We start from the raw sequence: 21,797 nt of genomic DNA, 5'->3' as shown, positions 1-21,797 counted from the left end.
CGATGGGGCGTTGTCAGCGGATGCGTGCGTCGGTCTGGTTTGTGGGGCTGGTGTTGGTGGGGGTGGGGGCTCTCGCCGGCTGTTCGCAGGAGTACAACGACGAGCGGGGCAAGGGGGACGCCCCGGTGCAGGGGAAGGCGGGGGACAACACTGCCGCCGAGGTGTTCAACATGCCCGACGGGTTCGGGAACCTCGCCACCAAGTGCGTGGGGCACGGGTTCCGGGCGTATGTGACGACCAACGCGACCGGGCCGTCCAACGTGCAGATCGTCGAGGACAAGACGTGCGGCGGCTGACGGCCGTCGGCACCGCGCTTGTGCTCGCTCTGCTGCTCGGCGGGTGTTCGCAGGAGTACTACGACGAACGGGGCAAGGCCGACGCCCCGGTGGCGGGGAAGGCGGGGGAGAACACCCCGGCCGAGGTCTACAACTTCCCCGACGGGTTCGGGAACCTCGCCACCAAGTGCGTGGGCAAGGGCAAGCGGGGCTACGCCACGACGAAGTTCGTGCAGGCGGAGGACGAGGACGAGGTCGTCATCATCCCGGCCAACGCGGTGATCGTGGACGATCCGACCTGTACGGGGTCGTAGAGCGCTACTTCGCGTGGCGGACCGCGTAGATCATCACGAAGGCGATGACGTGGATACCGAAGAGGAAGTACGCCAGGAAGACCCACATGTGGCGTTCGTTCTTCGTCTCCTGGATCAGGCGGGCCTGTTCGAGCGACTTCGCCCGCTCGCCCGCCCCGTCGGTGTCGTCGGCCTCGTTCTTCTCCTCCTGGTCGGGCATCACAGTTCCCGGTGGACCTTCGTGTTCGACGCCTGGGCGCGGGGGCGCAGGACGAGGAGGTCGACGTTGACGTGGCTGGGGCGGGTCACCGCCCAGGTGATCGTGTCCGCCACGTCGTCGGCCGTCAGGGGTTCGGCCACGCCCTCGTACACCTTCGTCGCCTTCTCCGTGTCGCCGCCGAAGCGGGTGAGGGCGAACTCGTCGGTCTTGACCATGCCGGGGGCGATCTCGATGACGCGGACCGGCTGGCCGACGATCTCCAGGCGGAGGGTCTCGGCGAGGACGTGCGCGCCGTGCTTGGCGGCGACGTAGCCCGCGCCGCCCTCGTACGTGCCATGGCCGGCGGTCGAGGAGATGACGACGACGGTGCCGTCGCCGCTCGCCACCAGCTTCGGGAGCAGGGCCTGGGTGACGTTGAGGGTGCCGAGGACGTTCGTCTCGTACATCGTGCGCCAGTCGGCCGGGTCGCCGGTGGCCACCGGGTCGGCCCCGAGCGCGCCGCCCGCGTTGTTGACCAGCACGCCGATGGTCTTGAAGGCCGTCGCGAACTCGTCGACCGCCGCACGGTCCGTCACGTCCAGCTGGTACGCCGTCGCCGACCGGCCCGCTGCGTTGATCTCCTCCGCGAGTGCCTCGATGCGGTCCTTGCGGCGGGCGGTGAGGACGACCCGGTAGCCGGCCGCGGCGAGCCGGCGGGCGGTGGCGGCGCCGATTCCGCTGCTCGCACCGGTGACGACGGCGATGCGGGACGCGGCGGACGGTGCGGCGGTGGCCATGAGGTGCTCCTCGGGGCGGTTCGGACGGCTGGCTGCCGCCAAGCGTAGGTGACGTCAGGAGGCGGACCGCCTGCCTTTTCGATGGGCGGACGGTTTTGCGGGGTGGGACGATGGAAGAGGTGATCCTCCTGCTCTGCGGAGGTCGATCATGGGACAGGCACGAGAGGTCATGGACCGGCTCACCGAGGCGGTCACCACCCACGCGGAACCCGGGCGCTTCGCCGAGCTGTACGCGGAGGACGCGGTCGCCGTCACCCCCGACGCGGGGGAGATCCACGGGCGCGACGACATCGCCGAGTACTGGCGGCAGATGACGGAGATGGTTCCCGACGGCAGGTTCGAGTCGGTGCACTCCTACGAGATCGGTAACACGGCCATCGACGAAGGGTTCTTCAGCGGCCGTAACACGGGGCCGATCCAGCTGCCCACCGGGGAGTCGCTGCCGGCGACGCAGAAGGAGGTCAGGATTCGGGGGGTGGACCTCGCCACCGTCGACGCGGACGGACGGATCGTCGAGTACCGGCTCTACTTCGACGAGATGGAGTTCATGGGGCAGCTGGGGCTGCTGCCCGACGAGCCCTCCTGAGCCCTCCTGAGCCCTCCCAAGTCCTCCTGAGCACGTCCTGCTCAGCCGCCGTTTCTCGGCGCCGGATCGACCCGGCCACGAAGATCCCGCCGTACGCGGCGAGGATGCGGCCGAAGTGGGCGTCGGGCTGGAACGTGGCGACGAAGCCGTACGCGCCGAGGGCGAGGACGCCCCCGGTCGCCCACAGCCAGCCGCGGTGTTCGCGCACGCCCTGCCAGACCAGCTACCCGCCGCCGGTCTCGAAGAGCGCGGCGACGACGAAGAGGGCGGCCGAGTGGAGGATGAGCATGGCCGCAGCTTCGCACGGCGGTCCGCTGTCACCTGTTGGAGGGCGCCTGCGGGGCGCCCCGCGTGGGATACATCCGGGCATACGTCGCTTGCGGCACGGTGCGTGAGGAGTGGTGGCATGGGCATGCGCAGGATGCGGGGTCTCGCGGTGTGGGGTGCCGTACTGGCGGTGGGGGTGGGGATCTCGCCCGCGCGGGCCGAGGGGGCGGCGGGCGATGCGATCGCGGGCGGTGCGGAGACCGAGGCGGATCTGTCGTATCACGGCTTCGCTGTGATGGACGGCCCTCGGGTCGACGTACGGCTGACTCCGCGCAACCACGGTCCGGGGAACGTCGCCGACGCGACGGTGCGGTTGCGGTGGTCGGTGCCGTTGGCGGCGGGGGAGCAGCGGTTGTCGGCGGGGTGTGCGCGGACGGGTCGGCAGGAGGTGGTGTGCCGGACGGGGGCGTTGGCCGCGGACGGGCTGGGGGAGCAGATCGTGTTGCGGGTGTGGCTGCGGGGGCGGCCGAGGGAGGTGACGATGGCCGTCGACACGCTGTGGGGTGGTGGGGCGGTGGACCGTAACCGGTCCAATGACCGGCAGCAGGTGCTGGTGCTGGACACGGGGGACGCCTACTTCTTCTGATGTCCTTGGTGTCCCTGAGTACGATCTCGGCACACGGCGCCGGCGAAGGGGTGGGCGATGTCCCAGAACGTGCGGTCGAGGCTGCTGGACGAACTGTCCACGGTCTCCCGCCGGTACGTGGCGTCGTACGCCTTGTTCAATCAGGCGCTCGCCGACCGGCTCGGGCTGCATCCGACCGATCTGCAGTGCCTGAACCTGTTGACGCTGGAGCGGGAGCCGGTGACGACGGGCCGGGTGGCCGAGCTGACGGGGCTGACCACGGGGTCGGCGACGCGGCTGGTGGACCGGCTGGAGAGGGCGGGGTACGTGGTCCGGGAGCGGGACGTGGCCGACCGGCGGCGGGTGCTGGTGGCGCCGGTGGCGGAGCGGATCGTGGAGTTCGGGCGGATGTGGGAGCGGCTGGGCGGGGACCGCTCGCCCTTGTTCGAGGATCTGGCAGACGCCGAACTCGCGGTGATCGTGCGGTATATGAGGCGAACGGTGGAGTTCCACGGGGAGCGGATCACGCGGTTGCGGGAAGGTCGGGTGTAGGGGGATGCAGGAAACAGAGATACGGGTGCGGCCTGCGGCGGTGGTGGCGGTCGAGGGGGCGCAGGGTGCCGAAGGTGGGCGGGGGCTGCCTCGGCACTGGCCGTTGTTGCTGCTGGGGGCGGCTGTGGTGCCGGGGGCGGTGCTGGTGGTCGTCGGGCGGTCGTTGGACGACCCGGCGGTGCAGGCGTGGCGGACGGTGTGTCTGGCGGTGACCGTGCAGGCGCTGCCGTTCCTGCTGTTGGGAACGGCGCTGTCGGGGGCGATCAACGCGTTCGTGCCGGCGAGTGCGTTCAGTCGGCTGTTGCCGAAGCGGGCGGCGCTGGCGGTGCCGGTGGCGGGGATGGCCGGGGTGGTGCTGCCGGGGTGCGAGTGCGCGTCGGTGCCGGTGGCGAACAGTCTGATCGGGCGGGGGGTGACTCCGGCGGCGGCGTTCGCGTTCCTGCTGTCGGCGCCGGCCGTGAACCCGGTCGTGCTGACCGCGACGGCCGTCGCTTTCCCGGGCAGTCCGGAGATGGTGCTGGCCCGACTGCTCGCCTCGCTGGTCACGGCCGCGGTGATGGGCTGGCTGTGGCTCTGGCTGGGGCGCGAGGAGTGGCTGAAGCCGAGGGTGCGGCACACGGGGCATGTCCCGGGGCGCAGCCGGTTCACGGAGTTCCGGCGCGGTTTCCAGCACGACTTCCTGCACGCGGGGGGCTTCCTGGTGGTCGGGGCGATGGCGGCGGCGACCTTCAACGTGGCGGTGCCGCGTTCGGTGCTGGACACGTTCGCGGGTTCGCCGTGGCTGTCGGTGCTGTTCCTGGCGGCGCTGGCGATCGTGCTCGCGGTGTGCAGTGAGGCGGACGCTTTCGTGGCGGCCTCGCTCAGCGGGTTCTCCCCGGTGGCGCGGCTGGCGTTCATGGTGGTGGGGCCGATGGTCGACCTGAAGCTGATCGCTCTGCAGGCGGGGACGTTCGGGCGCGCCTTCGCGGTGCGGTTCTCGGCGGCCACGGCCGTGGTCGCTGTGGTGTGCAGCGCGGTGATCGGAGGGGTGCTGCTGTGAAGCGGTATGTGCAGGTGGGGCTGCTGGTGCTGAGTGGGCTGGGGTTGTTGCACACCTCGCTCTTCACGGACGAGTACCTGCGGTTCGTGAAGGAGGGGATGCGGTGGCTGCTGGTCGCGTCGGGGGTGCTGCTGATCGGGTTGGGGGTGGCGGAGGCGTGGGCCTCGCCGTCGAGGGAGGCGCACGGCGACGGGCCCGAAGCGGGGCGCGACGCGCACGGCCATGAGAACGGCCACGGCGACCGGGGTGGCCACGGCGACCGGGGTGGCCACGGCCACGGTCACGATCACGGTCACGATCACTCGCGCGTGCCGCGCGTCGCCTGGTTGCTGTTCCTGCCGGTGTTGAGCCTGCTGTTCTACGCGCCGCCCGCCCTCGGGTCGTACACCGCCTCCCGGGAGCCCGCCAAGGTCGTCGCGGTGCAGGAGGACGGCTTCGATCCGCTGCCCGCGACCTCGCCGCTTCCGATCACGCTCACCGAGTTCACCCAGCGGGTGCAGCAGGACCGTTCCCGGGCGGTCAAGGGGCGCACGGTCCGGATGACGGGGTTCGTGACGCCCGCCGACGGGGACGGCTGGTATCTCACCCGGATCATCATCAGCTGCTGTGCGGCGGACTCGACGACGCTGAAGGTGCGGGTGTACGGGGTGACCGCGCCGAAGGTCGACACCTGGGTGACCGTCGACGGGGTCTGGCACGTGGGCGGGACGCTGGGTACGTCGTCGGCGGCGGTCGCGGTGGACGCGCGCACGGTGGTGAAGGTGCGGAAGCCGACCAACTCGTACATGGACGCCTTGCCGTTCGACTGACGACGGCGGGGACGGCGGGGACGGCAGGGTCGGCCTCAAGGGGCGGGAAGCGGCCTGAAAGGGCCGGAATAGAAAACGTGAGAGGGTCGTTCCAGGGGTATAGTTGAAGCGTCAACAACTTTGGAGGGTGAGCGACCATGCAGTTCGGGATCTTCTCGGTGGGCGATGTCACGCCGGACCCGACGACGGGGCGTACGCCGACCGAGCGTGAGCGGATCAAGGCCATGGTCGCCATCGCGCTCAAGGCCGAGGAAGTCGGGCTCGACGTGTTCGCCACCGGTGAGCACCACAATCCGCCGTTCGTGCCCTCGTCCCCGACGACGATGCTCGGGTACATAGCCGCGCGGACGGAGAAGCTGATCCTCTCCACCTCCACCACGCTGATCACCACCAACGACCCGGTGAAGATCGCCGAGGACTTCGCGATGCTCCAGCACCTGGCCGACGGCCGCGTCGACCTGATGATGGGGCGCGGCAACACCGGCCCGGTGTACCCGTGGTTCGGGCAGGACATCCGGCAGGGCATCAACCTCGCCATCGAGAACTACGCGCTACTGCGCCGGCTGTGGCGCGAGGACGTCGTCAACTGGGAGGGGAAGTTCCGCACCGCCCTGCAGGGGTTCACGTCGACGCCGAGGCCGCTGGACGACGTACCGCCGTTCGTCTGGCACGGCTCCATCCGCTCGCCCGAGATCGCCGAGCAGGCCGCCTTCTACGGTGACGGCTTCTTCCACAACAACATCTTCTGGCCGGCCGACCACACCAAGCAGATGGTCGAGCTGTACCGCACCCGGTACGCCCACTACGGGCACGGCACGCCCGAGCAGGCCATCGTCGGGCTCGGCGGGCAGGTGTTCATGCGGAAGAACTCGCAGGACGCGGTGCGCGAGTTCCGGCCGTACTTCGACAACGCGCCGGTCTACGGGCACGGGCCGTCCCTGGAGGACTTCACCGACCAGACCCCGCTGACCGTCGGCACACCCGAACAGGTCATCGAGAAGACGCTCAAGTTCCGCGAGTACGCCGGCGACTACCAGCGTCAGCTGTTCCTCGTGGACCACGCGGGGCTGCCGCTGAAGACCGTGCTGGAGCAGCTCGACATGCTCGGCGAGGAGGTCGTGCCGGTGCTGCGCAAGGAGTTCGCCGTCGGGCGGCCGGCCGACGTGCCGGACGCGCCGACCCACCGGTCCCTGCTGGCGGAGAAGGAAGCCCAGGAAGCCCAGGCGGGCAAGGACGGCGAGGCAGGCAAGGCAGCGAAGGAGGTCGTGGCATGAAGCTCGTCGTCGTGTCGGCGGGGCTGAGCGTCCCGTCGTCGACCCGGCTGCTGGCGGACCGGCTGGCCGCCGCGACCGCCGGACGGACGGCGGCGGAAGTCGAGGTCGTGGAGCTGCGCGACCTCGCCGTCGAGATCGCGCACAACTTCACCAACGGGTTTCCCGGGCGGAAACTGGCGGCCGCGCTGGAGGCGGTGACGGCGGCCGACGGTCTGATCGTCGTCACGCCGGTGTTCTCCGCCTCCTACAGCGGGCTGTTCAAGTCGTTCTTCGACGTGCTCGACCCGGACGCGCTGGCGGGCAAGCCGGTGCTGATCGCCGCGACGGGCGGTTCGGCGCGGCACTCGCTGGTGCTGGAGCACGCCCTGCGGCCGCTCTTCGCCTACCTGCGGGCCGTCGTCGTCCCGACCGCCGTCTACGCGGCCTCGGAGGACTGGGGTGCGGAGGGCCTGCCCGAGCGGATCGAGCGGGCGGCGGGCGAGCTGGCCGCGCTGATGACGGGACTGTCGGCGGCCCGCCCGGCGAAAGGGGCGAAGGACGAGTTCGAGGTCGTCCCCTTCGCCGAGCAGTTGGCGGCCCTGCGGCCCGCGGGCTGAGAACCGTCGGCCGGTTGCCTGCGGCAGAGTGAGAGGCCAGTAAGAAGGCCTACTGAAGGAAGATCATCAGGTCGTCCCGGTCGGAAAGCTTGGCAAACTGGACCGGTGCCTCCCACCCTGCTGCTCGCCGAAGACGACCGTGCCATCCGCCACGCCCTGGAACGCGCCCTGGCCCTGGAGGGCTACCAGGTCACCGCGGTCGCCGACGGCGTCGAGGCGCTGGCACACGCCCACAAGAACCCGCCGGACGTGCTCGTCCTCGACGTCATGATGCCCGGGATCGACGGCCTCCAGGTCTGCCGGGTGCTGCGCGCCGAGGGCGACCGCACGCCCATCCTGATGCTGACCGCGCTGGTGGAGACCGCCGACCGGATCGCCGGGCTGGACGCGGGCGCCGACGACTACGTTGTCAAGCCGTTCGACGTCGAGGAGGTCTTCGCCCGGCTGCGGGCGCTGCTGCGCCGGACCAACCCCGAGGCCGCCGTCCCCGTGCCGGAGGCCCCGAAGCCGGTGTCGGAGCGGTATGTGGACGGGGCCGGGCTGCGCATGGACCCGCAGGCGCGGCGGGCGTGGCGGGGCGGGCGGGAGCTGGAGCTGACCCGGACCGAGTTCGAACTGCTGGAACTGCTGGTGCGCAACGCGGGGATCGTCCTGGACCACTCCACGATCTACGACCGGATCTGGGGCTACGACTTCGGGCCCGGTTCCAAGAACCTCGCCGTCTACGTCGGCTACCTGCGCCGTAAGCTCGACCAGCCGGGCTCCCCGCAGCTGATCCACACCGTGCGCGGGGTCGGGTACGTGCTGCGCGAGGACTGAGAGCGACGAGGACGGGAGTGGGACGCGGTGAGGCGAGGATGAGGCGACGGTGAGCCTGCTGCGTCGGCTGCGGCGGCTGCTGTCGACGCCGCGGCCGAAGCTGGTGTCGCTGCGGACGACGTTCGCCGTGTCCTTCGCGGCCGTGACCGCCGCCGTCACCGTCCTTGTCGGCGTCCTGTCGTACTCGGCGGCCGCCCGGCTGGTCCGGGTCGACCAGGAGTCGGTGTTCGACGAGGTCGTGCAGGACCTGCGGGACGAGGTGCGCGACCGCCCGATGACCCCGGAGGACTTCTCCTCGGCCGAGCCGGGCCACGACATCGTGCGGCCGGCCCGGACGGACGTGCAGGTGCTGGGCCCGGACGGGTCGGTGGTCGACGGCGGCAGCCCCGGACTGCCGGTCGTGTCCGTCGACCGTACGATCGCGGTCGCCGTGACGGCCGGGCGGATGGCCGAGCACAAGGACGTGGACGTCGGCAGCGACGTCTACCGCATCGCGACGGTGTCCCTGGGCGGCGGGCGGGGCGCGGTGCAGGTGGCGCAGGAGTTCAGCGACACCGAGGATCTGCTGCGGGCGCTCCAGCAGCGCACCCTGATCCTGATGATCGCGGTCGTGACGGCCGCGGGCCTGTTCGGCTGGTGGCTGGCCCGGCGCATCACCCACCGCCTGGTCATCCTCACCACGGCAGCCGAGGACGTCGCCCGCACGCGCCGGCTCGGCGTGCAGGTGCCGGTCACCGGTTACGACGAGGTGGGCCGGCTCGGCCGCGCCTTCGACCGGATGCTGGGCCGGCTCGCCCAGTCGGAGGAGGACCAGCGGCGGCTCGTCCAGGACGCGGGACACGAGCTGCGGACGCCGCTGACATCGTTGCGGACGAACATCTCGCTGCTGCGCCGCATCGACGAGCTGCCGCCGGACACCCGTGACGAACTGGTGGCCGACCTGACCCAGGAGGCCCGGGAGCTGACCGACCTGGTCAACGAGCTCGTCGACCTCGCGGCCGGCCAGTCCGACAGCGAGCCGCCGCGGAGGGTGGACCTCGCCGACATCGCCGAGGAGGTCGCGGGTCTCGCCCGGCGGCGCACCGGGCGGCAGATCCTGATCCGGGCGAGCGGCGAGACCAGCACCTACGGGCGGCCGGGCATGCTCCAGCGGGCGCTGTCCAACCTCGTGGAGAACGCGACCAAGTTCGACCGCGAGGGCACCGCGCCGGTCGAGATCGCCGTCACCGGGCCCGCCCGGCCGGGTGTCGTCCGCGTCGAGGTCCTCGACCGCGGTCCCGGCATCGCCGAGGCCGACCTGACCCGCGTCTTCGACCGCTTCTACCGCGCCGCCGAAGCCCGCTCCCTGCCCGGATCCGGTCTCGGTCTGTCGATCGTGCGCGAGGTGGCCCTGGCACACGGCGGCGCCCCCTTCGCCTTCCACCGCGCGGGCGGCGGCTCGGTGATCGGCTTCACGGCGGGCGGCGGACTACCGGACGGCGGCCGAGGCGACGAACGCGCGCGTATGCGAGGGCCCGCCTGAGCACACATGCCTCCGAGCGACACCGGCAGCGACACCGGCACCGGCACCGGCAGCGACAGGCGGCACCGGCAGTGGAAGCGGAGGCAGCAGCAGCGGTGTCGCGGTGAGTCGGCATATGGTGTGGATCACAGGCCGGGGGTTGAGCAGGGTGGTGGGTGGAAATCCGTACCCCCGTACGACGACCGGTGTCCGGATGCGAGGATGAGGCGCCATGACCGCTGGGTGGTGTTCTCGCACGTTACGGGCCGCGCTGTTCGCGGCCGTCTGCGTGCTGCTCGCCGCCCTGGGCCACGTGATGATGTCCGGGTCCGAAGTGCCCGCGTGGGCGCTGGCCCTGGGCGCGGCCGTCACCGGGATCGCCGGCTGGTCCCTCGCGGGCAGGGAGCGCGGACTGCCGTTGATCGTGACGGTCGTCGTCGCCGCGCAGACGGCCCTGCACTCGGCGTTCTCACTGACCGGCTCGGAGCCGACGGCTGCCGGCCTGGCGGCCATGGACATGGGCTCGATGCGCATGGGCTCCATGGATCCGATGGGCTCCATGGGCTCCATGGACATGAGCCGCATGGATCACATGAGCCACATGGACCACGTGGGCCACATGGATCACATGGGCCACTTGGGGCAAGGCGCCGGTGACGGTGGCTCGTCCTCGTTCGGGATGCTCGCCGCCCACCTCCTCGCCGCGCTGCTGTGCGGGCTGTGGCTGGCCTACGGCGAGAAGGCCGCGTTCCGGATTCTGCGTGCGGTCGCCGGATGGCTGGCCGCGCCGCTGCGACTGCTGCTCGCTCTGCCCGCCGTACCGGACCGTCCGCGCGTCCGGATCGGCCGCCGCCGCTCGGACCGGGCGCCGCGGCTTCTCCTTCTCACCCATGCGATCACCACGAGGGGCCCGCCCCTGAGGGCCGCTGTCGCCGTCTGACCTGACCAGGCCGACAGCAGGCGATCCGACCCGAGGCTGCTCACCCGCGCCTCGGGCCGTCTCTCCTTCATGCCCTCATGCCCCATGCCCTTTTGCCCTCATGGATGATCCGAGAAGGACACCAGGTGATCACGTCTGCCCAAAAGGCACCCCAGGCGCCCCAGATTTCCCAGGCCGCGCTCGACGAGTCGATAACCGCGTGGGCGCTCGCCGCCCGGGCCGGTGACGCGGACGCGGTCGAGCGATTCGTCCGCGCTCTGCACCGCGACGTCGTGCGCTACGTCGCCCATCTATGCGCCGATCCCCAGGCGGTCGACGACCTCGCGCAGGACACCTTCCTGCGCGCCCTCGGCAGCCTGCACCGGTTCGAGGGCCGTTCCTCGGCCCGGTCCTGGCTGCTGTCCATCGCCCGGCGGGCGGTGGTCGACAGCTACCGGTACGCCGCCGCCCGGCCCCGGCTGTCCGACGTACCGGACTGGCAGCTCGCCGCGGAGCGCGCCCAGCCGCGCGACCTGCCCGGCTTCGACGACGGCGTCGTCCTGCTGGACCTGCTGGCCTCGCTCCCGGCCGAGCGGCGGGAGGCGTTCGTCCTCACGCAACTGGCCGGCCTGCCCTACGCGGAGGCGGCCCGGGTGAGCGACTGTCCGGTCGGCACGGTCCGCTCGCGCGTGGCGCGGGCGCGGGCCGCGCTGGTGGACCTGCTGGAGGAGGAGGCGGCCGAACCCGGCGCCCTCGCCGGCCCCACCTCCCACGCCGCCCACGCTGCCCCCACCGCCCTCGTCGCCTGAGTCACCGTGTTCTGCTGAAGGCGGTGGTCCGTGCGACCGCCTTCAGCAGGGCCTGCCAGGGCCAGAAGAGGAACGGCCGTGTCGGCAGGCCGACCTCACGGAGTTTCAGCACTTCGCCGACCGGGAGCGGGGTGCAGTTCAGGGCCAGCAGCCGCAGCCCCTGCTGATCGTCGCGCTCCCGGCACGCCTTGATGAACCGCTCCAGCACGTCGAGGGGCGCATGGTTGCCGATGGCGGTCATCAGGTGGTCGGTGTGCAGGGGGAACAGGCCCACGTGCCGGGTTCCGAGGAACGTTCTCGTGCGCCACAGGCGGTAGAGCGTGATCCCGTTGCAGCACTGTGCCGCCTCGACGAGCAGCCGTTCGGCGTCGAGGCGTCGATGACCCGCACGAAACGCCTGCCAGAGCACGGGAAGCAGGTCGGGCTCCGCCTCGCAGATGTCGCTCAGCACCTGGTCCGCCTCATGGTCGCGGTCCTCGTCGCGCAGTCGCTCCACCGCCGCGACGACCTTCAGGACGTCGACTTCCTGCACTTCCAGCCCGCCCCTCGCGTCCCTCATGTTCGGGGCGTTCGGCGTGTTCGGGACGTCCGTCGCGTTCGCCGTCGTCTCCGGGGAGGGTGTCTTCAGGACCGGGCTGTCGTAGCGCGCGATCTCCTGCGCGGTCTCCTGCGCCATGGCCCGCAGGTGCCGGGCCTCCTTCTCGTGCAGGCGCAACAGCGCCTCGTGCTGGCGGATCTGGTCCTCCAGCTCGGCGATCCGCCCCCGGGCCACATCCCGCTCGGCGGTGGTCTCACCGATCTCCCTGGCGTGGTCGTCGGCGGCCGCGATCAGCACGGTCAGCTGGTCCTCGGCCTGCCGACGCAGGGCCCGCTCCCGGTCCAACTCGTCGCGCAGTACGCCGAGTTCGGTGGCGGTGTGCACCCGGACCCGTTCCAGTTGCTCCCGCAGTTCCTCGAGGTCGAACTCCCGTGCCCGTAACGGCTTCGTGGTGCGCTCGGCGTCGAGCACGGCGTACAGCAGGCGGCGGGTCTCCTGGACCGCGTCCGGGTCGCGCTCGGTCCCGGCGGCGGCCTCGCACACCCTGTGCAATGCCGTGACCTGTGCGCGGCTGGGTACTTCGTGGCCGCTGAGGAAGTTCGACAACCGTGAGGCGGTGAGGGCGACGCCCCGCTGTTCGAGCCGTTGCACCAGCTCCGGGACGGTCAGGCCGGACGCCTCCCGCAGCGCGCGCAGCTGCGCGACCAGTGCGCGGCGCGGTCCGTCGGGTATCTGGTCCAGCACGGCGACCTCGTCGGAGCCCTTTCCCGTTCCCGCCTGCCCCGCGTCCAGCTCACGGCCCACCGCCACCCCCGGGTTCTTCGTCACGCGCCGTCACCTTCGGCTGCTGAGGTCGGAACTGTACTCAACGGCCCGAGACGACCGGGGCGGAACCTGTCATCCCGCCACCCGACCGAGCCAATGTTGTGCACTTTATTGACGGTGGTCAGGTAAGGGCCTAACTTCGCGGTGTCCTTCCCCCCGCTCAAGGGAGATCGCGATGTCCCCGTCCCCCATCGCATCACCGTCCCCGTCCTCCTCCCCGCCCCCGTCCCCGTCCACGGACGCCGAACGCACCCGGCAGTTACGTGTCGTCGCCGCCTCCGGGCTGCTCGGCACCGCCGTGGAGTTCTACGACTTCCTCGTCTACGGAACCGTCGCCGCCCTCGTCTTCGGCGAGCTGTTCTTCCCCGGCGCCGACCCGGCCGTCGGCACCATCGCCGCGTTCGGCACCTTCGCCGCCGGCTATGTCGCCCGTCCGCTCGGCGGCATCCTCTTCGGGCACTTCGGCGACCGGCTCGGCCGCAAGTCGATGCTGCTGCTCACCATGGGTCTGATGGGCGGCGCGAGCTTTCTCGTCGGCCTGCTGCCCACCTACGACACGATCGGCGTGTGGGCGCCGGTGCTGCTGATCGCCCTGCGCGTCGTGCAGGGCGTCGCCATCGGCGGCGAGTGGGGCGGCGCGACCCTGATGGTCGTCGAGCACGCGGGAGAGCGGCGGCGCGGACTGTGGTCCAGCTTCACCCAGATGGGCGCCCCGCTCGGCTCCCTGCTCTCCACGGCCGTCGTCACACTCGTCGTCACCCTCCCCAAGGACGAGTTCGCTGCCTGGGGCTGGCGGGTGCCGTTTCTGCTGAGCGTGGTGCTGCTGGGCGTCGGGCTCTTCGTCCGTCTGAAGGTCGTCGAGAGCCCGCTGTTCGCCGAGGTGAAGAAGGAGCGCGCCGAGTCACGGCTGCCGATCCTCGACGTGCTGCGCCGCCCCCGCCCCGTGCTGCTGGCCTGCTGCGTCGGCATCGGCGCGTTCACCGCCCAGTCGCTGCTGACCAGCTATCTGATCGCCTACGCCACGGGCATCGGCTACGCCCGCCCGCAGGTGCTCACCGCGCTCACGGTGTCCGCCTCCGTCGCCCTCGTCGTGCTGCCCTGCGCCTCCACGCTCTCCGACCGTGTCGGCCGCCGCCCGGTCGTCCTCGTCGGCGCCCTCGCCTCGGCCGCGCTCGCCTTCCCGGTGATGGCACTGGTCGACTCGAAGTCGCCGGGACTGCTGATCCTCGCCGTCGTCCTCGGCCACGGCATCGCCCAGTCCACGATGTACGGCCCGCTGGGCGCCCTGCTCACCGAGATGTTCGGCACCAAGGTCCGCTACACCGGCGCCTCCCTCGGCTACCAGGGCGCCACCCTCATCGGCGCCGGCTTCTCCCCGATGATCGCCGGAAGCCTGGTGGCGGGCAGCGGCAACAGCACCCCCGTCGCCCTGCTGCTGTGCGGCGGCGCGGCGATCACCGCCGTGACCGTCCTGTTCGTCCGCGAGACCAGCCGGGAGTCCCTGACGGGCGCCGCCGAGGACTCCGAGGTCCCCCACACCCAGGAGATCTCCGCGTGACGACGCCCACCCGCACCCTTACCCCCTCGCCGGCCGCCCTGCCGCTCGCCCACCCCGCCCACCCCGCCGACCACCAGTGATGCCGTACGACCGCCCACCGCACCCGCCGACGGGCGGTCGTACCCTTTCCCCCGTGGAGGACGACGACATCTCGGACACGGACAGCTTCGACGGCGCCCCGCAACTGCGGCCGCAGTCGCTCATGCTCGCCTTCTTCGGCAACCACGTCCTGGAGGAAGGCGAGTTGTGCGTCTACTCGGGCAGCATCATCGACGTCCTCGGCCGCGTCGGCGTCGGTGAGCAGGCCGTACGCTCTACGCTGACCCGTATGGTCAGCCGGGGTCTGCTGCGGCGGCAGCGGGAGGGCCGCAGGATGTACTTCGGCCTGACCGAGCAGGCGACGCGCGTCCTGCAGGACGGCAGGGTCCGTATCTGGCGCGAGGGCGCGGTCAACGACGACTGGGACGGCGACTGGACGCTGCTGGGCTTCTCCCTCCCGGAGTCCCGTCAGCGCGAACGCCACGATCTGCGCTCCCGGCTCGTCTGGTCGGGGTTCGGCGCGCTGTACAGCGGGCTGTGGATCGCGCCGGGGAGGGTGGACGTGGCCGCCGTCGTCGCAGAACTCGGTCTGACCGCGCACGTCAAGATCTTCCACGCGTCCGCCGACGCGGCCACCGACATCGGCCTCATGATCCGCGAGACCTGGGACCTGGAGAGCGTCGCCGCGCGCTATGTCTCCTTCGACAAGCGCTGGACGGCCCATCTGAACGCCGGGCCCGGCGACGATCCGATCGGGGCCCGGCTGCGGCTGGTCAGCGAATGGCTCTGGACGATCCGCACGGACCCCCGTCTCCCGGCCCGCCATCTGCCTCCGGACTGGCCGGCCCGGCCCGCCCAGGAGACCTTCCGCAAGGTCGCGGACCAGACCACGGCCCCCGCGCGGCACCTGGCCCACGAGCTCCTGGACACGATGCCGCTGCGGTGAGCCGTTCCCCGGACAGAACCGTTCGCCGGCGCGAACCGTTCGCCGGACCTCAGCCGTCCTTGCGGGCGACTCCGCCGTAGATGCCGATCGGCGGGGCGTCCTGCTGCGGGGGCTCGTCGGGGCGCCAGTGCGGGACCAGGACCAGACCCGGGTCGGCGAGGGTGAGGCCGCCGAAGAACTCCAGGACGCGGCCGTGGTCGCGGGGGTTCATGGTGGCGGTGGCGTTGTTGTAGACCTTCACCGCGTCCTCGCGGTCGTTGTCGTGGATGTCGACCGTCGCGTGGGACAGGACGAGGTAGGAGCCGGCCGGCAGCGCGTCGAGGAAGGCGGCGACGATGGCGGCCGGATCCTCCTCCTCGGTGATGAAGTGCAGGATGGCCACCAGCAGCAGCGCCACCGGCTCGTCGAAGTCGATGACCCTGCGCACGTCGGGGTGGTCGAGGATGGCCCGGGGGTCGCGCAGGTCGGCCAGGACGACGGAGGTGTGGTCGTCGTCGTCCAGCAGGGTCCGTGAGTGGGCGCTGACGATCGGGTCGTTGTCGACGTAGGCCACGCGGGTCTCGGGGGCGATGGCGCGCGCGATCTGGTGCACGTTGGGCTCGGTCGGCAGGCCCGTGCCGATGTCGAGGATCTGCCGGACGCCGCCCTCGGCGACGACGTGCCGCACGGCACGGTGCATGAAGGTCCGGTTCGCCCGGACGGCGAGCCGGACCTCCGGCGCCGCCTTGATGAACCGCTCGGCGGCCTCCTGGTCGACCTCGTAGTTGTCCTTGCCGCCGAGGAAGTAGTCGTACATCCGGGCCGGGTGCGGCTTGCTCGTGTCGATCTTCAGGGAGACGCCGTCGCCGCTGCTGTTGCCGTCGCCGCTGAGGGGAGAGGCCATCTGCCTGGCTCCGTCCTGGACTTCGTGTCCTGCCGCCGGATGAACCGTGATGAGTGACTGTCGGATCATCATCCTGGCATGCCTTCGGTGTCGGCCAACCACGGCCTGCTCCAGGGCAGTTGTCCGGGCGACGGAGCCCGACCCGGCTCAGCCGAGCAGCCTGCGCTTCTGCTCCGCGAACTCGGCCTCGGTGAGCACCCCTTGCTTCTTGAGCTCGCCGAGCTCCTTGAGCTGGTCGAGCTTGCTGTTCATGTCGTCGGCCTGCGACGGCGCGGCCTGCTGCGGCTGCTCGTAGGACTGCCGCGGGGGTTCCCGGTAGCCCTCCTGGGCCGCCCAGCGTCCCTGCTGACGGCGCGACACACGGTTGGAGACGGCGGTCGCCGTACCCGCGACGACCGCGGTGCGGGCGACTCCGCGAAGAAGACCTGGCATGGCCCAGCCTCTCTCGTCCGTAGGTAATTCCATTGGACCACCGTGTGAGGGCGGCCGCGATTCCGGGACGCCGTCCGAGATTCAGCCGACCGGTCCTGCCCCGGGTGCCGGGGGCCGCAGGTCACGGCAGGCTGGGTCGAAGAGGCCTCAGGTTTCCCGCTGGCCTCCCGCACAGACGAGGACTCGTCACCATGATCTGTCGTAGCCGGGCCGGCCGTCGGGCCGGAGCCGTAGCTCTCCTGCTCGCCGTCGCGGGCTGTGCGGAGCAATCCGCCATGGGCACGATCGAGTACACCACCACGGCGAAGCGGGTGGTGAAGCTCCAGAGCCCGCCTGACGAGGGCTGCCACCTCCTGCCGGGCGGCGCCCACAACGTGTGGAACTACACGGTCGACGACATCCGGCTCTACGCCAACGCGGACTGCGTGCTGACCGAAGCCGGCGACGACCAGAGCGGCCGGGTCGGCGGAGAGAGCTTCTATCTCGGGACGCAGCTGTCCGTGCAGTACACGCCCGGCCAGTCCCCGTGGCTGAGCTACTCCGTCGTCGGCGGAGGCGGCTGAGCGCGCGGCCGTCGCCCGGCCGTCGGGCCGCCCGTCCCCGGCCGTCACCTCAGGAGGCGGCCTCGGCCGCTTCCAGCGAGGAGAGGATCGCCTGCACGGGCAGCCGTCCGGAGGCGACCAGCTCGGCGCCGCCGCGCCGCAGAGCGGCCGCGAAAGGCGCCGCCCACACGTTCTCGTAGATCAGCAGCCCGGCGGAGTTGCCCGGCTCGACGGCCGCGGCGGCCTCCTCCAGGTCGTCCTGGCCGAGCAGACCGGAATGGGCGCCTTCGAAGACGGCGAGGTCGAGCTTGCCGTCACCGGTGAGATCTGCGATCTCCAGGGCGGTCACCGAGCCGTCCTCCTCCTTCCTGATGAACATCAGGTCCAGGATCCGGATGAGGCCGCGGTCCACCAGATCGACCAGAAGTGGAAAGCCCTCGCCCGTCATCCGGTTGCCGGGGAACTCCACCACCACGTAGTCGACGGGTCCCATCTCTTCGAGTTGCTCGCTCTGCTCGCTCACGGTTTCACCTCTGGTGCTCGTGTGGCGGCCCCTGACTGCCATTGCATCACCCGGTATGGGCCGTCGCACCCGGTGCGCGATCACCTGACCGGATCCTCCCGGCTCGCCGGACCGCCCTCTCGGCGATCTCCTCGAAGGCATGACTGGCAGCGATACACCCCCGCCACGGCCCGAGGGCCCCTCCGAGGGCTCCGCCGAGGAACCCCGGCTGGCCCAGAAGGACCGGGAGCTGGACGAACTGCATCGCCGCCTCAGCGAGTTGGAGCGCGCCCGGCACGAACCGAAACACCGACTGCGAGCGCTGGGATCGGTCCTGCTGATCATCCTGGCGTCGCTGCTGGCGCTGCTCGCCGTGGTCGCGGTCTGGGCGAACAGCATCATCCGCGACACCGACCGCTACGTCGCCACCGTGGCGCCGCTGGCCTCCGACCCCGACGTCCAGCAGGCCGTCACCACCCGCGTCACCAACGTCGTACTCCAGCAGATCGACGTGGACGCCCTGGTCGCGGAGCTGAGCCGGGCCGCGTCGCAGAAGGGCGTGCCGCCGAAGGCCGCGAGCCTCATCGACAACCTGAGCGGCCCCATCAACAGCGGTCTGAAGGAACTGGTGAGCCACACCGTGATGAGGGTCGTCTCCAGTTCTGCGTTCGAGACGGCCTGGACGAACGCCAACCGCCTGGCCCACAGTGCCGTCGACAAGGCGCTGACCGGCTCGGGCGGCGGCGCGGTACAGGTGAAGAACAACCAGGTCGCCATCGACGTCGCGCCCATCGTGGCGCAGGTGAAGCAGCGGCTCGTCGATGCGGGACTCGCGGTGGCGGCGAAGATCCCCGACGTGCACACGGACTTCGTCGTCGTCGAGGGCAAGGACATCGGCAAGATCAAGTCGTATCTGAGGGTGCTCCAGATCATCGGCGACTGGCTGCCGATCATCGCGGTGCTGATCGCCGCCGGGGGAGTGTTCCTGGCCACCCACCGGCGGCGGGCGCTGATCGGGGCCGCCATCGGGGTGTTCCTCGCCATGGTGCTCCTGGGCGTGGTGCTCGCCGTGTTCCGCGCCGTGTATCTGGACCACCTGCCACCGGGGACGAACTCGGATGCCGCGGGCTCCGTCTACGACGCGCTGGTGCGCTTCCTGCGCTCCAGCATCCGGGCGGTCGGGGCGCTGGCCGTGGTCACGGCCCTCGGCGCGTTCCTTGTCGGCCCCTCCCGGCCCGCCGTGTTCACCCGGCACTTCTGCACCAAGGGCATCGGAGCGGGGCGCGAGGTGGCGACCTCGGCGGGGCTGCGCCTGGGCGCGGTGGGCGGGTTCGTGCACCGCTTCAAGGGCTGGATCGGGGCGGTGATCCTGGCCGTGGCCGCGGTCGTCCTGTTCACGTGGAGCTATCCGACCATGGCGGTGGTGCTCTGGACGGCGGTGATCGTGCTGGTCGCCTTCGCGCTGCGCGAGTTCCTGGACACCGGTCCCGCGTGACACCGGCACGGTCCGGCGGTGCCCGTGGTCACCTGGGCGAGGCGGGCGGGCGGCAGCACTGCCGTTCTCACCCGTTCGGCCCCCGTAGCGCTCCCGCCGCAGGCCGGGAGGGCGTGGTCCGGGGCACGCTGGCAGTATGCAACCTGCGGGGCAGCCCCCACGGGACCGTCCGGCGCCCCGGTCCCGCCGGGAGCGGTGGCGTGCGCGGGGCGCGGCGGTCGGGGCCCGGGCGGCCGGACTGCGGGTCCGGGCCGAGACACGGTTTCCGGTGATCACACATCTCATGGAGCATCTGATCTCGGTGAACGTGCTGGACTCCGCGACCCGCCTGGCCGCCCAGACGTTTCTCACCGCCGTACCGCTGCTCTTCGTGGTGGCGTCCGTCGCCCCGCAGGCGCTGCGCGACCAGCTTGTCAGCTCCGTGACCGACGTCTTCGGACTGACCGGAAGCGCGAAGGCCCAGCTGGAGCAGGTCCTGACGGGCGGCACGTCCGAACTGAGTCAGACCACCGGTGTCGTCGGCGGGCTGATGGTGCTGATCTCGGCCACCGCGTGCAGCCGTGCCATGCAGCGGCTCTGTGAGCGCGCCTGGAGCCTGCCCAGGACGGGCGCGCGGATGGCCGCCTGGCGCTGGATCGCGTGGCTTGCCGCATGGCTGGTCATGATCTCGGTGCAGGGCGCCCTGCGGGGCGGCTTCGGTCTCGGGCTGTGGCTGGGCCTGCCGCTGCTGCTGGTCGCCGAGACCCTCATGTGGTGGTGGACACAGCACCTGCTGCTCATCGCCCGGCTGCCCTGGTTGGCGCTGTTGCCGGGCGCGCTCCTGGCGGGCGGGGCCCTGAGCGTCCTCACCTCGGTCGCGCACCTGTACGTACCGCGGGCCCTCAACCACAGCTTCGACAAGTACGGTTCGCTGGGCGCCGTCTTCACCCTGCTGTCGTGGCTCATCGCGCTGTGCGCGGTCGTGACCCTCTGCATCACCGCCGGTGCGGTGATCGCCCGCGAACCCGCGGTGGCCCGGCGGCTGGGCGGACCCGAGTCGCCGCGCCCATCCACCGGCGATACGTTGGAAGACGGATAGCGGGCGACCAATTCCTCCGACAGGACGGTCCAGTTCCTCCGGCAGGACGACCCGGCAGGACGACCCGGCAGGACGACCCGGCATGTCCGAAGCGCGGCGCTACGACGTCGTCACCCCGTCGCTGACGGCCAACGCCGACGCCCTGCGCGTCGGCGACCACATCGTGGAGCGTCTGCAATGAGTGACAACAACCCCACCGGCCACGAACTGCGCCACCGCACCCCGAAGGAACGCGCCGAGCGCGGCAGAGTCGCCCGGGCCGCCGTACCCCGGTCCGCGCACGCCGAGTTCACTCCGCCGCCGAAGCGCACCGACCCGGTGGACATCATCGACGCGCAGTCGGCGAAGCGGGTCCCGGAACTCGTCCCGATCCGCTACGGGCGGATGAGCGAGTCACCGTTCCGCTTCTACCGGGGAGCCGCCGCCATCATGGCCGCGGACCTCGCCGAGACGCCCCGCACCGGCATCAGGGTCCAGTGCTGCGGTGATGCGCACATGCTGAACTTCCGGCTGCTGGCCTCCCCGGAACGCCGGCTGATGTTCGACATCAACGACTTCGACGAGACCCTGCCCGGCCCGTGGGAGTGGGACGTCAAGCGGCTCGCGGCCAGCCTGGTCATCGCAGGCCGCGCCAACGGGTTCAGCTCCAAGGAACGGGCGTCCGTGGTGCGGGCCGCCGTACGGTCGTACCGCGAACGGATGCGGGAGTTCGCGGACCGGGGCAATCTCGACGTCTGGTACACCCGCTTCGAGGCGGACGAACTGCAACAGCAGTTCGACGTGGACCTCGACGCCAAGACCCGCGAACGCTGGGCGGAGACCCGGGAGAAGGCGCAGGCGCACGACACGCTCCAGGTCTTCGACAAGCTCACCCATGTGGTCGACGGCAAGCGCAGAATCGCCAACGACCCCCCGCTCCTGATCCGGCTCGAGAACCTGCTGCCGAAGACCGAGGGCCACACGCTGGAGACGGAGATCAGCAGGCTCGTCGAGCGGTACGGCCAGTCCCTCCAGACCGACCGCCGGTTCCTGCTGGAGAGCTACCGCGTCGCCGACATCGCCCGCAAGGTGGTCGGCGTGGGCAGCGTCGGAACCCGCTGCTGGATCATCCTGCTGCTCGGCAAGGACGACGAGGACCCGCTGTTCCTCCAGGCGAAGGAGGCCGACGAGTCGGTGCTCGCGCCCTACGTCGGCGCCGGCGGATTCCGCACCCAGGGCGAGCGGGTCGTCGCCGGACAGCGGCTGATGCAGGCCACCAGCGACATCTTCCTCGGCTGGGAGCGCGCCACGGGCATCGACGGACGCCGCCGGGACTTCTATGTCCGTCAGCTCAGGGACTGGAAGGGCATCGCTGTCGCCGAGAACATGTCGCCCAAGCGGATGGCCCTGTTCGGGCAGCTGTGCGGCGCCACGCTGGCCCGCGCCCACGCCCGGTCGGGCGACCGTATCGCCATCGCCGCCTACCTGGGCCGCGCCGATGTATTCGACCGCGCGCTGGCGACCTTCGCCGAGCTGTACGCGGACCAGAACGAGAAGGACCACCAGGCTCTCCTCGACGCCATCGCGGCGGGCCGGGTCCCCGCCGAAGCCGCCTGAACG

The 21,797-nt window shown here is 71.1% G+C and carries 25 protein-coding genes and 1 pseudogene; 19 read left to right on the top strand and 7 right to left on the bottom strand.

What is annotated here, in order from left to right; genetic code table 11:
* Positions 1-20 precede the first annotated feature (20 nt).
* Together B5557_RS19105 and B5557_RS19100 are read left to right on the top strand one after the other, a co-directional pair.
* Entirely contained in the window at positions 21-296 is a 276-nt protein-coding gene (locus B5557_RS19105; RefSeq protein WP_143688195.1) for a hypothetical protein, read from the top strand.
* Positions 284-589: a hypothetical protein gene (locus B5557_RS19100; protein WP_079660606.1), complete on the top strand. Its 306-nt coding sequence runs from the start codon at positions 284-286 to the stop codon at positions 587-589. Before B5557_RS19105 ends, B5557_RS19100 begins: the two co-directional genes overlap by 13 nt.
* A gap of 4 nt (positions 590-593) precedes the next feature.
* Here B5557_RS19100 and B5557_RS19095 read toward each other — a convergent pair whose 3' ends face one another.
* On the bottom strand, positions 594-788 hold the full coding sequence (locus B5557_RS19095; protein ID WP_079660605.1) for a hypothetical protein: 195 nt from the start codon (positions 786-788) through the stop codon (positions 594-596).
* Entirely contained in the window at positions 788-1,564 is a 777-nt protein-coding gene (locus B5557_RS19090; protein ID WP_079660604.1) for an SDR family NAD(P)-dependent oxidoreductase, read from the bottom strand. The genes B5557_RS19095 and B5557_RS19090 overlap by 1 nt, the downstream gene beginning before the upstream one ends.
* 148 nt (positions 1,565-1,712) lie before the next feature.
* On the opposite strand from B5557_RS19090, the gene B5557_RS19085 reads away from it, so the two are divergent.
* A complete protein-coding gene (locus B5557_RS19085; protein ID WP_079660603.1) occupies positions 1,713-2,150 on the top strand; it encodes an ester cyclase in 438 nt (145 codons plus the stop codon).
* Here B5557_RS19085 and B5557_RS19080 read toward each other — a convergent pair.
* Positions 2,110-2,439, bottom strand: a pseudogene (locus B5557_RS19080) (YnfA family protein). The gene B5557_RS19085 and the pseudogene B5557_RS19080 overlap by 41 nt on opposite strands.
* Positions 2,440-2,562: 123 nt before the next feature.
* On the opposite strand from B5557_RS19080, the gene B5557_RS19075 reads away from it, so the two are divergent.
* The 10 genes from B5557_RS19075 (at position 2,563) to B5557_RS19030 (ending at position 11,360) form a co-directional block, all read left to right on the top strand.
* Positions 2,563-3,063, top strand: coding sequence for a hypothetical protein (locus tag B5557_RS19075; RefSeq protein ID WP_079664876.1), 501 nt, complete (start codon positions 2,563-2,565; stop codon positions 3,061-3,063).
* Between the two features lie 57 nt (positions 3,064-3,120).
* Positions 3,121-3,594 carry a MarR family winged helix-turn-helix transcriptional regulator gene (locus tag B5557_RS19070; protein WP_079660602.1) on the top strand — a complete coding sequence of 158 codons (474 nt, stop codon included), beginning with the start codon at positions 3,121-3,123 and terminating at the stop codon, positions 3,592-3,594.
* A 4-nt stretch (positions 3,595-3,598) separates the two neighbouring features.
* Positions 3,599-4,633, top strand: coding sequence for a permease (locus tag B5557_RS19065; protein WP_079660601.1), 1,035 nt, complete (start codon positions 3,599-3,601; stop codon positions 4,631-4,633).
* Entirely contained in the window at positions 4,630-5,442 is an 813-nt protein-coding gene (locus B5557_RS19060; protein ID WP_079660600.1) for a TIGR03943 family putative permease subunit, read from the top strand. Before B5557_RS19065 ends, B5557_RS19060 begins: the two co-directional genes overlap by 4 nt.
* A gap of 137 nt (positions 5,443-5,579) precedes the next feature.
* A complete protein-coding gene (locus tag B5557_RS19055; RefSeq protein ID WP_079660599.1) occupies positions 5,580-6,716 on the top strand; it encodes an LLM class flavin-dependent oxidoreductase in 1,137 nt (378 codons plus the stop codon).
* Positions 6,713-7,312: an FMN reductase gene (locus B5557_RS19050; RefSeq protein WP_079660598.1), complete on the top strand. Its 600-nt coding sequence runs from the start codon at positions 6,713-6,715 to the stop codon at positions 7,310-7,312. Before B5557_RS19055 ends, B5557_RS19050 begins: the two co-directional genes overlap by 4 nt.
* A gap of 117 nt (positions 7,313-7,429) precedes the next feature.
* Positions 7,430-8,131 (top strand): response regulator transcription factor, encoded by a 702-nt coding sequence (locus B5557_RS19045; protein WP_079664875.1) that lies wholly within the window; start codon positions 7,430-7,432, stop codon positions 8,129-8,131.
* Positions 8,132-8,189: 58 nt separating this feature from the next.
* Complete coding sequence (locus tag B5557_RS19040; RefSeq protein WP_079664874.1) at positions 8,190-9,653, top strand: sensor histidine kinase; 1,464 nt, start codon at positions 8,190-8,192, stop codon at positions 9,651-9,653.
* A 211-nt stretch (positions 9,654-9,864) separates the two neighbouring features.
* Positions 9,865-10,572, top strand: coding sequence for a hypothetical protein (locus B5557_RS19035; protein WP_079660597.1), 708 nt, complete (start codon positions 9,865-9,867; stop codon positions 10,570-10,572).
* Positions 10,573-10,697: 125 nt separating this feature from the next.
* On the top strand, positions 10,698-11,360 hold the full coding sequence (locus B5557_RS19030; protein WP_079660596.1) for a sigma-70 family RNA polymerase sigma factor: 663 nt from the start codon (positions 10,698-10,700) through the stop codon (positions 11,358-11,360).
* 1 nt (position 11,361) lies between these two features.
* Here B5557_RS19030 and B5557_RS19025 read toward each other — a convergent pair whose 3' ends face one another.
* A complete protein-coding gene (locus B5557_RS19025) occupies positions 11,362-12,726 on the bottom strand; it encodes a helix-turn-helix domain-containing protein (protein ID WP_079660595.1) in 1,365 nt (454 codons plus the stop codon).
* Between the two features lie 172 nt (positions 12,727-12,898).
* Here B5557_RS19025 and B5557_RS19020 point away from each other — a divergent pair, with 172 nt between their 5' ends.
* Positions 12,899-14,281 (top strand): MFS transporter, encoded by a 1,383-nt coding sequence (locus B5557_RS19020; RefSeq protein ID WP_079660594.1) that lies wholly within the window; start codon positions 12,899-12,901, stop codon positions 14,279-14,281.
* 133 nt (positions 14,282-14,414) lie between these two features.
* Positions 14,415-15,266: a PaaX family transcriptional regulator gene (locus B5557_RS19015; RefSeq protein ID WP_079660593.1), complete on the top strand. Its 852-nt coding sequence runs from the start codon at positions 14,415-14,417 to the stop codon at positions 15,264-15,266.
* 49 nt (positions 15,267-15,315) lie between these two features.
* Here the strand turns inward: B5557_RS19015 and B5557_RS19010 are convergent, their stop codons facing one another.
* Together B5557_RS19010 and B5557_RS19005 are read right to left on the bottom strand one after the other, a co-directional pair.
* Complete coding sequence (locus B5557_RS19010) at positions 15,316-16,149, bottom strand: SAM-dependent methyltransferase (RefSeq protein ID WP_079660592.1); 834 nt, start codon at positions 16,147-16,149, stop codon at positions 15,316-15,318.
* Positions 16,150-16,296: 147 nt separating this feature from the next.
* The gene (locus B5557_RS19005) at positions 16,297-16,581 is read right to left on the bottom strand and encodes an SHOCT domain-containing protein (RefSeq protein ID WP_079660591.1); all 285 of its coding nucleotides are present in this window, start codon (positions 16,579-16,581) and stop codon (positions 16,297-16,299) included.
* Between the two features lie 191 nt (positions 16,582-16,772).
* Here B5557_RS19005 and B5557_RS19000 point away from each other — a divergent pair, with 191 nt between their 5' ends.
* The gene (locus B5557_RS19000) at positions 16,773-17,144 is read left to right on the top strand and encodes a hypothetical protein (protein ID WP_143688194.1); all 372 of its coding nucleotides are present in this window, start codon (positions 16,773-16,775) and stop codon (positions 17,142-17,144) included.
* A gap of 49 nt (positions 17,145-17,193) precedes the next feature.
* On the opposite strand, the gene B5557_RS18995 is transcribed toward B5557_RS19000, so the two are convergent.
* The gene (locus B5557_RS18995) at positions 17,194-17,616 is read right to left on the bottom strand and encodes a DUF6325 family protein (RefSeq protein WP_079664872.1); all 423 of its coding nucleotides are present in this window, start codon (positions 17,614-17,616) and stop codon (positions 17,194-17,196) included.
* A gap of 169 nt (positions 17,617-17,785) precedes the next feature.
* Here B5557_RS18995 and B5557_RS18990 point away from each other — a divergent pair, with 169 nt between their 5' ends.
* From B5557_RS18990 to B5557_RS18980, 3 genes are all read left to right on the top strand, one after another.
* Entirely contained in the window at positions 17,786-19,120 is a 1,335-nt protein-coding gene (locus tag B5557_RS18990; protein ID WP_231976408.1) for a hypothetical protein, read from the top strand.
* Positions 19,121-19,403: 283 nt separating this feature from the next.
* On the top strand, positions 19,404-20,198 hold the full coding sequence (locus tag B5557_RS18985; protein WP_231976407.1) for a YhjD/YihY/BrkB family envelope integrity protein: 795 nt from the start codon (positions 19,404-19,406) through the stop codon (positions 20,196-20,198).
* Positions 20,199-20,375: 177 nt separating this feature from the next.
* Positions 20,376-21,794 (top strand): DUF2252 domain-containing protein, encoded by a 1,419-nt coding sequence (locus B5557_RS18980; protein WP_079660588.1) that lies wholly within the window; start codon positions 20,376-20,378, stop codon positions 21,792-21,794.
* The last annotated feature ends 3 nt before the right edge of the window (positions 21,795-21,797 follow it).

Origin of the sequence: Streptomyces sp. 3214.6 (assembly GCF_900129855.1) — a bacterium.
GTDB classification, from domain to species: Bacteria; Actinomycetota; Actinomycetes; order Streptomycetales; family Streptomycetaceae; genus Streptomyces; species Streptomyces soliscabiei.
This window is presented reverse-complemented; position numbering and strand designations above follow the sequence as displayed.